The sequence below is a fragment of the Thermoplasmatales archaeon genome (assembly GCA_014361245.1).
Lineage (GTDB): Archaea > Thermoplasmatota > E2 > UBA202 > JdFR-43 > JACIWB01.
Window position 1 is genome coordinate 1 of sequence record JACIWB010000035.1, and the last position, 14,015, is coordinate 14,015.

The window sequence follows — 14,015 nt, forward strand, 5'->3', positions numbered from 1 at the left end:
ATACAGTTTATACAAGATTAAGTAAGAAAAATTTTAAAGAAATTTTAGATGAATTTTATTCAATTCAAAATAAAATTTTATCCCAGATAAAAGATACAAAAGATGGAATAGTTGTTTTCATAGATTTAAATTAAGTTGATAAAAAATTTTTATTTTTTGCAAAAATCAAAATCTAACATAACATTCGGAAATACTGATCCCATCAAAAAATATTTCTCCTTCTAACTAATTATATTGGTTTGTATAGCATTTTTTATTTTTTAAATTTTCAAGTTCTTGAAAAATTTGCATCCTCTCACCATAATGTTTTTAATTTATGAAACAATAATTTTATGGTTAAAGATCTGCTTTCAAAGAAATTTCTCATATTGCTGGAAATTGCAACGGATGGGGAAAATTTAAGTAGCGTAGCGGAGAAAATAGGAATTACAAAACAAGCCGTTTCTAAATATTTGAAAGAAATGAAAGAAGATGGTTTAGTCAGTATTATAAGGAATAAATATAAGGTTACAATGAAAGGAATCGAAGAAATCTTCAATGGGGTAAATTCCTTAGAGAGATATATAGATGAAAAAAAGAAAAAACTCAATATAATAAGAATTTGTTATGCAATAGCAGGAAATAAGATTAGAAAAGGAGAAAAAGTAGCTCTTTTTATGAGGGATGGATATCTATATGCATATTCAAAAAAAAATTCTTCAGCCTATGGTATAGCTATAAAAAATGCGGAAAAAGGAGAGAGCATTGCAATAACTGGGATAGAGGGGATAATAAATCTCTCTCTCGGAGAAATATATTTATTTTCGCTTCCATCTCCTGAAAAAATTTATAAAAAAATAAATTTTGAAGAATTAAGAGAGAAAATTGAGGAAATTGGGGTTGAGAGAATTGGGATATTGGGAGAAATTGGGAAAATAGCATCAATAAAGGCAAAAATAAGATACGATTTTGAATTTTGTCCTGTAAATTCCGCAATAGAGGCTGTTCAGAAGGGTCTTAAAGTTGCATTAATTGGAGAAGAAAATGAAATAAGAAGAGCAATTTCATCAATTGAAGAATATAATTCCAAATCAATGCAGGAAATTAAATATCGTTTAGTCATGTGAAAAAATATATATATAGAAGCATTTTTTCATAGGGCCTGTAGCTCAGCTAGGTAGAGCACCTGGCTTTTAACCAGGTGGCCGAGGGTTCGAAATGGCGACGCCACGAAAATCCCCCCAGGCCCGCTATAACCACAAAATATTTATTTACAGTTTTTTATCCAACAATGATTAAAATGAAAAAGATAGACGCTTTATGGCTTGCATGTGCATTTGCGATAGTGCTTCTATTGAATAGCTATTTTAATTTCTCTTCAGATGTTGCAATAAATAAAGACGCAAGCTTGCTTGAAGAAAAATATTATTTAGCGGGTCCAGACCCATACTATAATATGCGTCTGCTTGAAAAAACACTTGAAACAGGGAAATACCCATATATTGGGGGCAAATACGGCGACCTGGATCCTCTATTAAACTATCCATTGTATGGCACGGGTAGCAGACCTCCTCTTTTTACAATGCTTACAATAGGAGTTGGCAAAATATTTTCTTTATTTATGAATGAAAGCGATGCAATGGGATACGCAATGCAATGGGTTTCACCGATATATGGGGCATTGCTTGTTATTCCTGTTTATTTCTTGGGAAAAATTGTTTTCAACAGGAAAGTTGGTTTAATTGCATCCCTTTTTGTTGCCCTTATTCCAATTCATCTTGCCGCAGGGCACGGCTCTGCATATTCCCTTTACGACCATGATTCCTTTATTCTTTTACTAACTACTTCATCAATTGCATTCTTAATAATGGCTTTAAAGGAAGAAAATAAAAAAGCATCATTTTTGCTTGCCTCTCTTGCAGGCTTATGCGTTGCGGGCATAACAATGACATGGGTATCCGCAGAATATATATATGCCCTTATAGGAGTATATGGAATTGTCCAGATGCTTATTGATATATTAACAAAGAAAATAGAGAAGAAGGTTCCAACAGCAATTTTAACTTCAATGTTTGTAGGCTATATTCTGTCTCTACCCATCACCTGGGTGGTCAGAGGATTTACAACGGTTTATCTTGCAATAATAATAGCAGTTGCAGTTTTCAGCGCTATCTATATATGGATTGGAAAAAAGAATATACCATGGATTATTTCCATTCCCTCAATCTTTGCTCTTGGAATTTTTTCCCTCATATTTTTGTATCTAATAAGGAATACAACAAATTCATTCCTTAAACTATTTACTCCAGTATCAGATGTTATATTTGGAAAAGCAATATATGGTGGAAAAGTATCCTTAACAATAGCGGAGGCATTTCCTTTTGATATAAGCAGAACAATAATGTCATTTGGACCTGTTTTTTATCTGATTGCATGCTTTGGATTCGTGTTTTTGTTATATCAGTTTTACAAGAGGAAATTTTACAGGGAATATTTTGCAATATTTGTATGGCTTGCGGTTGAGATATGGTTGGCGGGCATTGCTGGAAGATTTTTAAATGATTTAGTTCCTCTGATTGCGGTTTTCGGAGCATACGGACTTTTGATTATAATTTCAAAAATAGATTTCTCGGGCATGATTAAAACGATAAGGGACGCGGGCGGCGGGCTGCGTGCGATAAGAAAAGGAATGAAAATAAGGCATGTTGTGGGGGCTATTTTTATAGCATTTTTTGTTATATTTCCAAATGTTTGGCTTTCATTTGATGCAGCCCTACCATCAAATATAAAACAGGATTATCAAACAAAAGGGAAAAAACTTGGAGCATATGGGCTTGGCTTCAACACTGAGGAATACTGGGTTGATGCATTTTCCTGGCTGAAGAGAGAAAATTCTCGATTTAATGAAAGTGAAAAGCCAGCATTCATTTCTTGGTGGGACTATGGCTTTTACTGTGTTGCTGTTGGGAAAAATCCAACTGTAGCGGATAACTTCCAAGAGGGCATTCCTCCAGCTGCAAACATGCATACTTCAAGAAATGAGCAAGAGGCTGTTGCTGTTTTTATTATTCGCCTTGCTGAAGGAGATGTGAAAAAGAACGGAGAATTAAGCAGCGGACTTAAAAACATTTTTGATAAATATTTAGGAAATATGAGCAATGATTTGGAGAAAATTTTGGAAGGAAAATATGAAAATACATCTGCTGGAAAAATTGTTGGAGAAAATTATGGTGGAAAAAATTATGTTGTAAGGGATGAAAATGCTGTCTATCACGATGGGGTAAGGATAATTAGCATGTTAGATGATGAAAATATAACAATGCTTTATAGAGAAGTTCAGAATTATACCAGCAAGAGCATAAGATATTATGGTGTGGAGGGATATGATATAAATATTTTCAATGTATTCACCTTCCTTGCGGATAAGGGAGTTTTTGGATATGAAACAGCTGAAGATGATTATTACAAGTTATATTATAGATCATCTAAAACAGGGCAGAGTTTTACCCCAGATGAATTAAGAAATATAACAAAAGGACTTACACAGGATGAAATAAGTGATATATATGGAAAATTTGATACATATACAGAGAAAAAGCAAGGTTTTTATGAAAGCATGGTTTATAGAACATATTTGGGAGTTACACTGCCAAAGGAAATGTTTGAGGGAGCAGAAAATTATGGTTACTGGTATTTAATCCCATTCTGGACAGATAATGCAACAAATCCTTTTGGGGAAGGAAGCTATTATTACTATCCAACCGCCTACATGAAGCATTTTGTTATAAAATATATTTCTCCTGTAAATATTACAAATTCAAAGCTGTTTTTGAGAGGAGAACTTTGCCTTGGTATGCCAGCTGTCGTAATTGCAAAATATTATGAGGGAGCTAAAATAGAGGGGAGATTGATAAGCGGCGGCGAGCCACTTGAAGGAATAAAAGTTATTGTTAGAGATGATTTTAAGCAATTGCTTGAGATGAGATACGGCAATCAAGTTTTGAATAGAACGCTTGAAAAAATTCCACATGATGTTAGCTTTACTGATAAAGACGGGAAATTCAGCGTAATTGCTCCAGCTGGAAACATAACCCTTTCCTTCTATGCAAATGAAACACTTATAAAAGAAATAAGATTTGATGGAACTGATTATCAGCCAATAAGTGAGGAAGAGGCTACAAGGGTTGCTTACTGGATAAGAGATATCGGAACAATAAATATTGAGAGAGGGGGAATAAGAGGAATAATTTACTGGGATAAAGATAATAATGGAAGTTATAATGAAGGAGATGAAAGGTTGCAAGCAAAGATTAGCTTTGATGGAAAAGAAGTTTATGCAAATGAATATGAATTCCAGAAATTACTTCCAATTGTTTATACAATAAATGTTACAAAAGATGGTTATCAGCCAAAAATAATAAATGTAAATGTTGTTCCAAATTCAACAGTATGGTATAACATTTCATTGGCTCCTTCAAAAGTAAATGTAAGCGGGATTGTATGGTATGATGAGAACAGTGATGGAGTAAGAGATGAAAATGAAACAATGCAGGGTGTAACAGTTCAATTCAATGTTATTGAAAGAATTGATAATTATTCAGTAAATGAAAGTGCAAGGTCAAATTCCACAGGATATTATCTGGTAGCTCTCTATCCAGCAAAATACAGAATAGAAGTAAATTATTCAAAGGTTATAGAAAATGAGACGGTTTATTACAGATATGAAGGAACAGTTGATATAAAGATAGGAGACCAGCCAAAGACAATTGATATAAAATTGAGGAGAGAATGAGATATAGAGAATTTAAAGAATACAGGGAAAAAATTAACAAAAAAATATTGCAGGAAGGAACATTGAACACAAAAAGATTTTTCTCCCTTGATGAAAGTGTTTATTTGGACAGAAAATTGAGCAGAAAAACAAAAGAATTGCTCGGACTTGTTGCATCTGTTGTGCTAAGATGCAATGACTGCATTCTATATCATCTTGATAAATGTATTGATGAAGGTTATACTAATGAAGAATTGTATGAAGCTTTAGATGTAGCACTTATTGTTGGTGGCTCAATAACAATTCCTCATATAAGATATGCCTATGAGATGATAGATGAGATAAGAAAAGAAAAAGTTAGCGAGTAACTATTGTAAGCACATCTCCATCTGCAAGTTCATGATTTAGCCCTACTCTCTGTCCATTAAAAGATACTGATTTACCACTTACTATTGCATACTGAAAATTTTTAACAAAATCTCTGTGAAGTTTTTCACACACATCTCTAACAGTTGCTCCTTTTTTCATAACCATTGGTTTTTCTTCTATTTTCTTTTTTTCTGGCTTCATATAAATTCTTATCAATTCAAGTTTTTCAAAAATTCTTTTCTTCAGCTCCTCTATTCCATACCCAAATTTAGCTGATACAGGGATTGCGTCAAAATCCACTTTCCTTTCCTCAATATCAATTTTATTTATCACTCTAATAGCTGGTAAATATACTTTATTTCCAATTATTGCATCTATAAGTTGCTCTTCATTAATATCATCCCTTATAACAACATCAGCATTATTTAAATATTCCATCAAAATTGCTTTTGCAACATCTTCACTTATTTTACACTTTTTTGAAAGCTGAATTGAAATCCCTCCCCTATCCTTTCTTCTTATAACAACATTTGGTTTTTTCTCATTTATCTTTATACCCGCCTCTCTTAACTCTTTTTCTATCTCCCCAATTTTATCAATCGAATATATATCCACCATTATAATTATCAAATCCACATTTCTAGCCATCGAAAATACTTCTCTTTCTTCGCTACTTTTTATTAACCCTGGCAAATCAATTATCTGGATCTGGCAACCTTCATATTCCATCATCCCTGGCACAGGCAATTTTGTTGTAAAAGCATAATCCGCAACCTCACTTCTTGCATTCGTTAAACAATTCAGCAAAGTCGATTTTCCAACAGATGGCGGTCCAACTATTGCAACACTTGCATCTCCCGCTTTCTTTATCGCAAATCCACGCCCTCCTTTTCTTCCTCCTTTCCTCGCCTCTTCCCGCAGGCGGGCGAGCTTCGCTTTCAGGAGCCCTATATGTTTTTCTGTTGCTTTATTGTAAGGGGTGTTTTTTATCTCCTCTTCAATTCTTTTTATCTCCTCTTCGATGTTCATAGGCACTCCTGCATATCTTATTTAAAACGCATTTTTCACAGAGAGGGTTTTTTGCTTTACATATTTTTCTTCCGTGTGCTATCAAAAGATTAGATAAATCAAACCATTTATCTTTTGGAAATTTCTTCATCAAATCTTCTTCAATTTTATCCCTGTTTTTTTCATCTGTAAGTCCTATTCTCTGGCTCAATCTCATTACATGGGTATCTACAACAATTCCCTCATCTTTCCTGAATGCATTTGAAAGAACAACATTTGCAGTTTTTCTACTCACTCCTGGCAGGGAAATCAAATCCTGCATATTATCAGGAATTTTTCCTCTGTATTTCTCTGATATTATTTTACAGCATTCCTTTATATATCTTGCCTTATTTTTATAAAAATTAACACTTTTTATATATCTCTCAAGCTCATTTATATCCGCACTTGCAAATTCTTCAGCACTTTTATATTTTTTAAAAAGCTCTTCTGTTACCATATTAACTCTTTCATCAGTTGTTTGAGCTGATAAAATTGTTGCGATAAGTAATTCCAAAGGATTTTTATAATTAAGTGCAGTGCCCTTAATATGGGGATATTCCCTCCTCAAAATATCTATTATCTCAATCATTTGGTGAATTAAGATAATCATTTATTTTAATTTTTTCATTTTAAAAAGCATTTCTCTCATTAAAACAAATAATCCTATTGCAAAACATTAGAGAATTTATTTAATATCCTCCAATTTTCAGAGTGGGGTCTCCAAGCAATATAAATTCCTCAATTGTCCATGTATCCCACATAGAACTAACATATTCCATCTGAGCTTTTGCAAAAACCTCTCCTAAAACATGCGTTTCTCTATATGCACTGAAAAATTTATATGCAAGATAGCTAGCCCCCCAATGAGGTCCATCTTCATCAACTCCAGTATATGCAACCCTTGTAGCCCCAACTGTCGCTATTGCCCCTCCATATGGATGGCGGATGAAATACCAAGCAAAGCATGGAAATGAAGCATTAAAAGGCACGGGCACACCGTCCTCTCTCAAATCAGATGAATTAAAATCAAGTTTTGCTGTAAGGCAAGCATCAAAAAATATTACTGGTAATTTATAGCCATTGAAAAGGGCAAGAATATATGGGGTAAAATATCTTCCAATCCATTCTTCGCCGCTTCCATGGGTTGCCCATCCATAGGGGAAGCCGTGTCCCGAATAATAAAGGAAGCCGCAACCTTTTTGTAAAGCCTTCTGAATTTCTAAAGGATTTAAATTTCCTAAGGAGTATTGAATTCTTATTGGTTCAAAATCATTCATTATCCGGGCAACAATTTCATTCATTACCTCTCCCTCTAAAATACCCCATCCTGGAAAAGTATCCCCCCCAACAAGAACTATTTTCTTGAACCATTCCTCACCTTTTGCCATGCTTTCGTATTTTATTATTTTGTTAATCACATTTTTAAGTACTAATTTATTTTCGCAGGCTATTCTACCAAGATATATGTCAGGATATAAATCTATAATATCTCCCTGTGTATATCCATCTTCATATTCCTCCCCGTATTTTCCATTTCCATTTGTATCCCATGAAGAAAATACAATTCTTCCATCTTCATATCTATAAATATCCGCATAATACAAATCTGTTGGAACTGGAAATTCTCTTAGCTTTGTCCCATCTCTCCATATATGCAAAGCATTTCTTATCGGCATTTTATAGATGTCCCCTACAAGCATAACATATTTTATTCCCCATTCCTCAATTGCATTTTTAATGAAATATTTCACTTTTTCAGCATCATCCCTGCCATTGCAGGGGAAATACTTGCTACTGTAAATTTCATTCAGCCCCACTGCTATTGTTTTTATTCCCTTGCTTTCCTTATGCTGCTTCAATGCTTCAATCTCGCTCAGCCATGCATCTGGTGAAATTATCAAGAAATCATATAGCGAGGCACTTTCAAAAATTTCGTTTGCAATACCATTGTAAATTATTGCAATTTTTCCATTTAATATTCCAACACCTATATAATCAGGTTTGTGAATATTTATATCTGGATAACCATTTTTTAACCATCCTATGCCTTCTTTTCTTTCTATTGAAAATGTTGAAGGAATTAACAAAATTGCAACGATGAATATTGCTATATATCTCATGTATTGATTATTGCGCTTGAGTATAAAATTTTTACCACCAAAAATGGTGCTGTTAGCTTAACCAAAATTTTCGATAAAAATATGCATCCCATAGATGCATTTGGTGATAAACGCAAAGGGATGCAATTATTGAAAGAAAAATGTATCGTTATGAGAGAAAGAACCAGTGGAAATAATACTTTACAGCGTATTTCTGTATCTGTGCAGATTGTCGCTAAGGGATGTTTCTACGGCAATTCGCATATTCGTAAAGAGAAGCAGAACTGCCATATGGAAATGGCTGCACAAATTCAGGAGTGTATTGAAAAATAGCATCTCAGATAAAAGCCTCAGTGTGTTGTCATTGATGAGACATCTCTTCAAATAGGGGATATGAATTTCTGGTTTTGGTTTGTCATTGAACCAGAAAGATTGTCTTCTTTATGATAAGTAGTAGCAGAACAAACATGGCCTGTAAAAAATTGATTTGTGCGATGCGAAACATGTATGGAAAATTGCAATCTGTTGCTATAACAGATGGAAGACCATATCTGATACTGAAAAGATACGGGATTCATCACGAGATTATTTCCGGGGGCATCAGAAATTATGTTGAAAGGGTAATTGAAACAATAAAAGATAGAACATTTTGATAACTATTTTCCAAGCAAGAGATGGAAAATAAAACATGTGAAGCTCTGGTTTTCCATTTATGTTTTCTATTATAATTGGATACGGAGCCATCAGAGTTTATCCAATAACTACAGTTTTTTATTGTAGAGGGATAACAATGTATAATGAATATGAAAGATTTATAGTAGCATTGCAGGAGGTGCTGCAATGCTAAAGTTAACAGCACCTATTTTAAACCGCAAAAATTAAAAAAGTTTTATTCCTTATACTCAAGCCGCCTTGGCTCAGCCGGGCAGAGCGATTCCTTGGTAAGGAATAGGTCCCGGGTTCAAATCCCGGAGGCGGCTCTTAAAAATACCGATAGCATTTTTATAATTTTAATAGCCCTTGCAGATTTTATCCATTTTATTTACATGGTATTGGAATCTATGAACCCTAGCATTCCTGGAATTATACAAAATATCTGAAATATAGGCTTATTATTTTTTCAAAGAAAGAGAAAAGATAAATGAGCTTCTGAAAAATTATATCTGATGCTATGCTTTTTGGCATAGATATTTTCAATGTTCCCCAATCACTTTCAGCACCATAATAATCTATTGCTCTAATCTTTATTAAATAATCTCCACTTGATTCCCAACTATGAGTTATGTTTATGGATATGCCAGATTCAGAATATGAGATATATTCATTTGAACCATCACCCCAGTCAATTTCATATATTAAATCATGATTGCTGGAATCTGACGAATTTACTGAAAAATTATAAATTGTCTGTATTTTTCCTGAAGTAATTCCTTCAATAATAGGTGTATCTGGCTTTTTATTCTGCCAAGGCTTCATCAATGGTTGATTATCCCGATTGGATTCTCCTAGGATATGATATGGTGTATCTCCAATACCATTGCCATTATTATCACTTCCTTTATAGTCATCCCAGTAGTTTCCATAGTAGAATTCTGAATCCCATTTATTTATGCTATAATCTTTTGCATGAAATCCTCTGTTATCAATGAAATTGTTGTTAAAAAGGTAATTATCTCTACACTCGTGCATAATGAAAATACCCCATTCATTATTTTGAATAGAATTCTCAAAGATTACATTATTCTTAGATGAGCTGTGAATATATACTCCATTCTGGTTGTTTTTTATAATATTTCCAGATATTGTGTTGTCATTTGATTGTATATCCAAACCACTACCCTCCTCAAATGTTCCACTGTTTTGTATTACAAAACCATGTAAATTCACTGCTTTACCTTTAATAGTAACTACATTACCCTCTTTTCCTCCATCTATTATAGGCTGCTCATAAGTTAGTGATATTAATCCTATGCAATCCTTGTCAATGATAATTTTCTCTTGATAAATGCCTGGAAAAACAAAAATTGTATCACCTTTTTTGGCTATATCAATCCCTTCCTGTATTGTTTTGTAAGGATTCTCAAATGAGCCGTCCCAGGGGCCTCCAGTATTACTATCATCAACATAATGGTTACGTTTTTCATCTTGAAATGGTGGCAGTCCCGGACCAGGTAAATCGAAAGGGGGGAGTCTGTTTGAAGATTTATATCGAAAATGGAAATACCATCCATCGCCTCCTGCAGGGGACATATCATCTATATGATAAGTCTTCCAAGGTTTTTTCATTTTTGGCTCTTTCCATTCAATTGTAACATAGTCGCATATATCCATAATATCTGTTGGTGGGTCCTTACTGTCTGCTACTCGCTGTATTATTCCTTTTTTACCATCGGAGGTATTGATTTCTTTTCCTTCTATATCTCCTTCCCCAATAGGATTTGGAAAGAAGTAGATAAAATCATCATTTTCACCTATATTTTTTTTTCGCTTTTAAAAAAATTCCAAAAACATTAGAGGTCAAAAATATTGCAATTGCTACCACACATATAATTTTCCTCATATATTAATGCTTATATCCATATATATACTTATCTATCCAAAATTTATAATTAAATATAAACTCCTCAAAGTTATCTTTAATAAATAACAATTCCTCGGCAATACCAACATCAACAGAAGAGTAAGTTTTTAAATATTCAAATCTTTTACCATTTTTTCTTCACTTAGTCTAAATTAATTCAAACAAATTGAAATAGTGATATGGTGTTGAAAAAGCAATTTTATCTCTTTCAGCGAAACTTACAACAAAATCTCCTGTCTCTGGACATGCAACCCACATATTCCATGCCCTATTGAAACTTGTTCCTTCAGCAAGTTTTATCAAAATTTTTAAAAGAGTATCGCTATCCCCTCGATATGTGCTCTGGAAAAGATACATTGAGGTGTTTAAATCAAATCTTCCATAGTTTTCTTCTATCATTTCACTCATTACTTTATAGCTCCTCCATATGACAAAAAATATATCATTTTCTGTAAATATTCTAATGAAACCAGATATTCCGGAAGGATCATAATGATCTCTCTGGGTTTTTGCAATTTCTGGAGAAATGAAAAAATTTGTTCTTCTAACCACTTCTTTTATTCCCCAGAAGGGAGGTGTTGATTCTACTAGATTATCATATGTGCCAACATAGGAATGGTTAGCGGTTACTTCAATTGCATACCCAGCTGGAATCTTACAATCCGACAAAATGAAGTTCCATCCAGCAGTGCTATTTTTTATTAAATAATCAGTTCCATCCCATATATTAGATGCATGGTCCAGCACCATCTCAACCTTTATAAATTCCGGTGTTCCATAAAAAGTTGAATCTCTACTCCAACAAGTCTGCATCCCTATGGCAATTCCCTTTTCATTAAATCCTCCGCCCCCATGCAGAGAGCCGGCAAAAGATGGTGAGACGGAAGCATAGCCATTTTTTGGCTTTCTTACAATTAAAACGGAATTTTCATGAACATATTTTCCAGTTAAGGGATCTCTTATATTCATTGGCAAATCGAAGCTTCTGAAGTGATAGAGTTTTCCGTCAGCGGTAGCATTTCCCCAGGCAGAAACACCAAAACAGCTCATCCCCCATGTTACAACAGACATGTAAGCAACAATAACATCCTCAAATTTTATTTCTGCTCCATCAGCAATACCATGCAGTTCCTCAATATATTCCTGCGGAATGTAATTTTTTGTTATATTCCATGCATTTAGGAGATCATCATAATTTGAACAATGGCTAAGAAAAGCTCTTATATTTTCTCTTGTCTCATTTCTCAAAAGAGAGCCGTGCTGGTAGCCCATTTCATAATTTGTTCCACTTATATGCAAAATTTTAACCCCTTCCTTCTCTTCAAGCCATCCCCCCATAGCATAACCAAAGCTTTTGCTGATGAAAAATTGCGGTGATATCGCCGCCAAAAAGATAACAAATGCAATCAATTTTCTTTTAATCATGAAAAAAGCATACAAAAATAATATTTAATTTTTGTTACTCATAAAATCAATCAAATTTTAAAAGAATTTACATAAGTCGAGATGGCAATTTAATTTCTAGGTTCATTAAACTTTTATCTTTTTCAATTCATCCGTTACTTCTTTCAAAATAAATAAAGGAAAGAAATTTAATCTTTTTCTTATAAGTTTAAATTCAGAAGAACAATAACCATGATGGAAGATAAAACAAAAGGAATGATTGCAATCATGGCTGCAAGCTTTTTTTGGGCTATTGAGCCAATTTTCGCAAAACTTGCTTATGCAAATTCTGATTTTATTCAAGCATCTGCAATAAGAGCAACTTTTTCCTGCATTATAGCAATTTTTTATGTAACAGTAATAAATAAATCCGATTTAAAAATAAAAGGAAAATATCTAATAAAAATTTTTTATATTGGAATTGTTGGAACTTTAGTAGGGGATTTATTATATCTTTTTTCATTAACAAAAATTCCAGTAATAAACGCTGTTTTAATTGGGCATATACAGCCTGTTTTTATAATAATGCTTGGTTTCTTTTTATTGAAAGAAGACAAATTAAATAAGTATGACTTCACTGGGATTTTTCTCATGATCTTTTCAGCATTTTTAGTAACAACAGGAACATTTCAAAATTTTTTATCCATGAAATTTGGAACAAGTGGCGATCTTTTTGTTTTGCTTGCAACATTTGCCTGGGCAACAACTGCAATAGTTGGAAGAAAATATCTCACTGGCATAAATGCTGGTGTTTTAACTTTTTACAGATTTTTGATAGCATCATTTCCTCTCCTTATTTATCTGGCGCTCAATTCAAAATTATATTTAGCAAACATTTATCAAATATTTCTTGGCTTTATAGGAGGAACAGGAACCATTCTATACTATGAAGGATTAAAAAGAATAAAAGCAGCTCAGGTATCAGCAATAGAATTATCAACCCCATTTTTTTCTTCTATCTTGAGCTTTTTTATTTTAGGAGAAACCTTAACCCCATTACAAATTTCGGGAATTTTTCTTCTTTTAGCTGGAATATATTTTTTATCTAAAAAAGAGGAAAATTAGAATGCGGGCGCCGGGATTCGAACCCGGGTTATAGCCGTGGCAGGGCTATGTGATACCAGACTACACTACGCCCGCTTAAAAGTAAATTATTAATTTGATATATAACATTTTATATTTTGAGTTAGGTGCTGTTAGCTTAACCAAAATTTTCGATAAAAATATGCATCCCATAGATGCATTTGGTGATAAAATGCAAAGGGATGCAATTATTGAAAGAAAAATGTATCATTATGAGAGAAAAAACCAGCGGAAATAATACTTTACAGCTTATTTCTATATCTGTGCAGATTGTCGCTAAGGGATGTTTCTACGGCAATTCGTATATTCGTAAGGAGAAGCAGAACCGCCATATGGAACTGGCTGCACAAATTTGGGAGTGTATTGAAAAATAGCATCGCAGATAAAAGCCTCAGTGTGTTGTCATTGATGAGACATCTCTTCAAATAGGGGATATGAATTTCTGGTTTTGGTTTGTCATTGAACCAGAAACCAGAAAGATTGTCTTCTTTATGATAAGTAGGAGCAGAACAAACGTAGGAGCAGAACAAACATGGCCTGTAAAAAATTGATTTGTGCGATGCGAAACATGTATGGAAAATTGCCATCTGTTGCTATAACAGATGGAAGACCATATTTGATACTGAAAAGATACGGGATT

The 14,015-nt window shown here is 33.5% G+C and carries 11 protein-coding genes and 3 tRNA genes; 8 read left to right on the forward strand and 6 right to left on the reverse strand.

Annotation, left to right across the window (positions count from 1 at the left end):
- The first annotated feature begins 332 nt into the window (after positions 1-332).
- The 4 genes from H5T45_05880 (at position 333) to H5T45_05895 (ending at position 5,118) form a co-directional block, all read left to right on the forward strand.
- Complete coding sequence (locus H5T45_05880; GenBank protein ID MBC7129242.1) at positions 333-1,106, forward strand: winged helix-turn-helix transcriptional regulator; 774 nt, start codon at positions 333-335, stop codon at positions 1,104-1,106.
- A gap of 31 nt (positions 1,107-1,137) precedes the next feature.
- Positions 1,138-1,229, forward strand: a tRNA-Lys gene (locus H5T45_05885).
- A 50-nt stretch (positions 1,230-1,279) separates the two neighbouring features.
- Positions 1,280-4,771, forward strand: coding sequence for a glycosyltransferase family 39 protein (locus H5T45_05890; GenBank protein ID MBC7129243.1), 3,492 nt, complete (start codon positions 1,280-1,282; stop codon positions 4,769-4,771).
- Positions 4,768-5,118 carry a carboxymuconolactone decarboxylase family protein gene (locus H5T45_05895; GenBank protein ID MBC7129244.1) on the forward strand — a complete coding sequence of 117 codons (351 nt, stop codon included), beginning with the start codon at positions 4,768-4,770 and terminating at the stop codon, positions 5,116-5,118. The genes H5T45_05890 and H5T45_05895 overlap by 4 nt, the downstream gene beginning before the upstream one ends.
- Here H5T45_05895 and H5T45_05900 read toward each other — a convergent pair.
- The 3 genes from H5T45_05900 to H5T45_05910 form a co-directional block, all read right to left on the reverse strand.
- Positions 5,108-6,148: a 50S ribosome-binding GTPase gene (locus H5T45_05900; protein ID MBC7129245.1), complete on the reverse strand. Its 1,041-nt coding sequence runs from the start codon at positions 6,146-6,148 to the stop codon at positions 5,108-5,110. The genes H5T45_05895 and H5T45_05900 overlap by 11 nt on opposite strands.
- Positions 6,117-6,779 carry an endonuclease III gene (gene nth / locus H5T45_05905; GenBank protein MBC7129246.1) on the reverse strand — a complete coding sequence of 221 codons (663 nt, stop codon included), beginning with the start codon at positions 6,777-6,779 and terminating at the stop codon, positions 6,117-6,119. Before nth ends, H5T45_05900 begins: the two co-directional genes overlap by 32 nt.
- A gap of 79 nt (positions 6,780-6,858) precedes the next feature.
- Positions 6,859-8,289, reverse strand: a complete 1,431-nt coding sequence (locus tag H5T45_05910; protein MBC7129247.1) for a hypothetical protein — start codon at positions 8,287-8,289, stop codon at positions 6,859-6,861.
- A 3-nt stretch (positions 8,290-8,292) separates the two neighbouring features.
- Between H5T45_05910 and H5T45_05915 the strand changes: the two genes are divergently transcribed.
- The 3 genes from H5T45_05915 (at position 8,293) to H5T45_05925 (ending at position 9,248) form a co-directional block, all read left to right on the forward strand.
- Entirely contained in the window at positions 8,293-8,601 is a 309-nt protein-coding gene (locus tag H5T45_05915; protein ID MBC7129248.1) for a hypothetical protein, read from the forward strand.
- A gap of 134 nt (positions 8,602-8,735) precedes the next feature.
- Entirely contained in the window at positions 8,736-8,921 is a 186-nt protein-coding gene (locus H5T45_05920) for a hypothetical protein (protein MBC7129249.1), read from the forward strand.
- Positions 8,922-9,174: 253 nt separating this feature from the next.
- Positions 9,175-9,248 (forward strand) — tRNA-Thr (locus H5T45_05925).
- A gap of 103 nt (positions 9,249-9,351) precedes the next feature.
- Here H5T45_05925 and H5T45_05930 read toward each other — a convergent pair.
- The gene (locus H5T45_05930) at positions 9,352-10,554 is read right to left on the reverse strand and encodes a right-handed parallel beta-helix repeat-containing protein (protein ID MBC7129250.1); all 1,203 of its coding nucleotides are present in this window, start codon (positions 10,552-10,554) and stop codon (positions 9,352-9,354) included.
- A gap of 442 nt (positions 10,555-10,996) precedes the next feature.
- Positions 10,997-12,274 (reverse strand): hypothetical protein, encoded by a 1,278-nt coding sequence (locus H5T45_05935; protein ID MBC7129251.1) that lies wholly within the window; start codon positions 12,272-12,274, stop codon positions 10,997-10,999.
- Between the two features lie 213 nt (positions 12,275-12,487).
- Between H5T45_05935 and H5T45_05940 the strand changes: the two genes are divergently transcribed.
- Entirely contained in the window at positions 12,488-13,357 is an 870-nt protein-coding gene (locus H5T45_05940; protein ID MBC7129252.1) for a DMT family transporter, read from the forward strand.
- A 2-nt stretch (positions 13,358-13,359) separates the two neighbouring features.
- On the opposite strand, the gene H5T45_05945 is transcribed toward H5T45_05940, so the two are convergent.
- Positions 13,360-13,432 (reverse strand) — tRNA-Gly (locus H5T45_05945).
- Positions 13,433-14,015 lie beyond the last annotated feature (583 nt).

Bases quoted from the DNA above. Each gene is read 5' to 3' on its own strand.
- H5T45_05910 (MBC7129247.1), bottom strand. From the start codon at position 8,289: ATGAGATATATAGCAATATTCATCGTTGCAATTTTGTTAATTCCTTCA.
- H5T45_05940 (MBC7129252.1), top strand. From the start codon at position 12,488: ATGGAAGATAAAACAAAAGGAATGATTGCAATCATGGCTGCAAGCTTT.
- H5T45_05880 (MBC7129242.1), top strand. From the start codon at position 333: ATGGTTAAAGATCTGCTTTCAAAGAAATTTCTCATATTGCTGGAAATT.
- H5T45_05895 (MBC7129244.1), top strand. From the start codon at position 4,768: ATGAGATATAGAGAATTTAAAGAATACAGGGAAAAAATTAACAAAAAA.
- H5T45_05935 (MBC7129251.1), bottom strand. From the start codon at position 12,274: ATGATTAAAAGAAAATTGATTGCATTTGTTATCTTTTTGGCGGCGATA.
- H5T45_05890 (MBC7129243.1), top strand. From the start codon at position 1,280: ATGAAAAAGATAGACGCTTTATGGCTTGCATGTGCATTTGCGATAGTG.
- H5T45_05920 (MBC7129249.1), top strand. From the start codon at position 8,736: ATGGCCTGTAAAAAATTGATTTGTGCGATGCGAAACATGTATGGAAAA.
- H5T45_05900 (MBC7129245.1), bottom strand. From the start codon at position 6,148: ATGAACATCGAAGAGGAGATAAAAAGAATTGAAGAGGAGATAAAAAAC.
- nth (MBC7129246.1), bottom strand. From the start codon at position 6,779: ATGATTATCTTAATTCACCAAATGATTGAGATAATAGATATTTTGAGG.
- H5T45_05930 (MBC7129250.1), bottom strand. From the start codon at position 10,554: ATGAAAAAACCTTGGAAGACTTATCATATAGATGATATGTCCCCTGCA.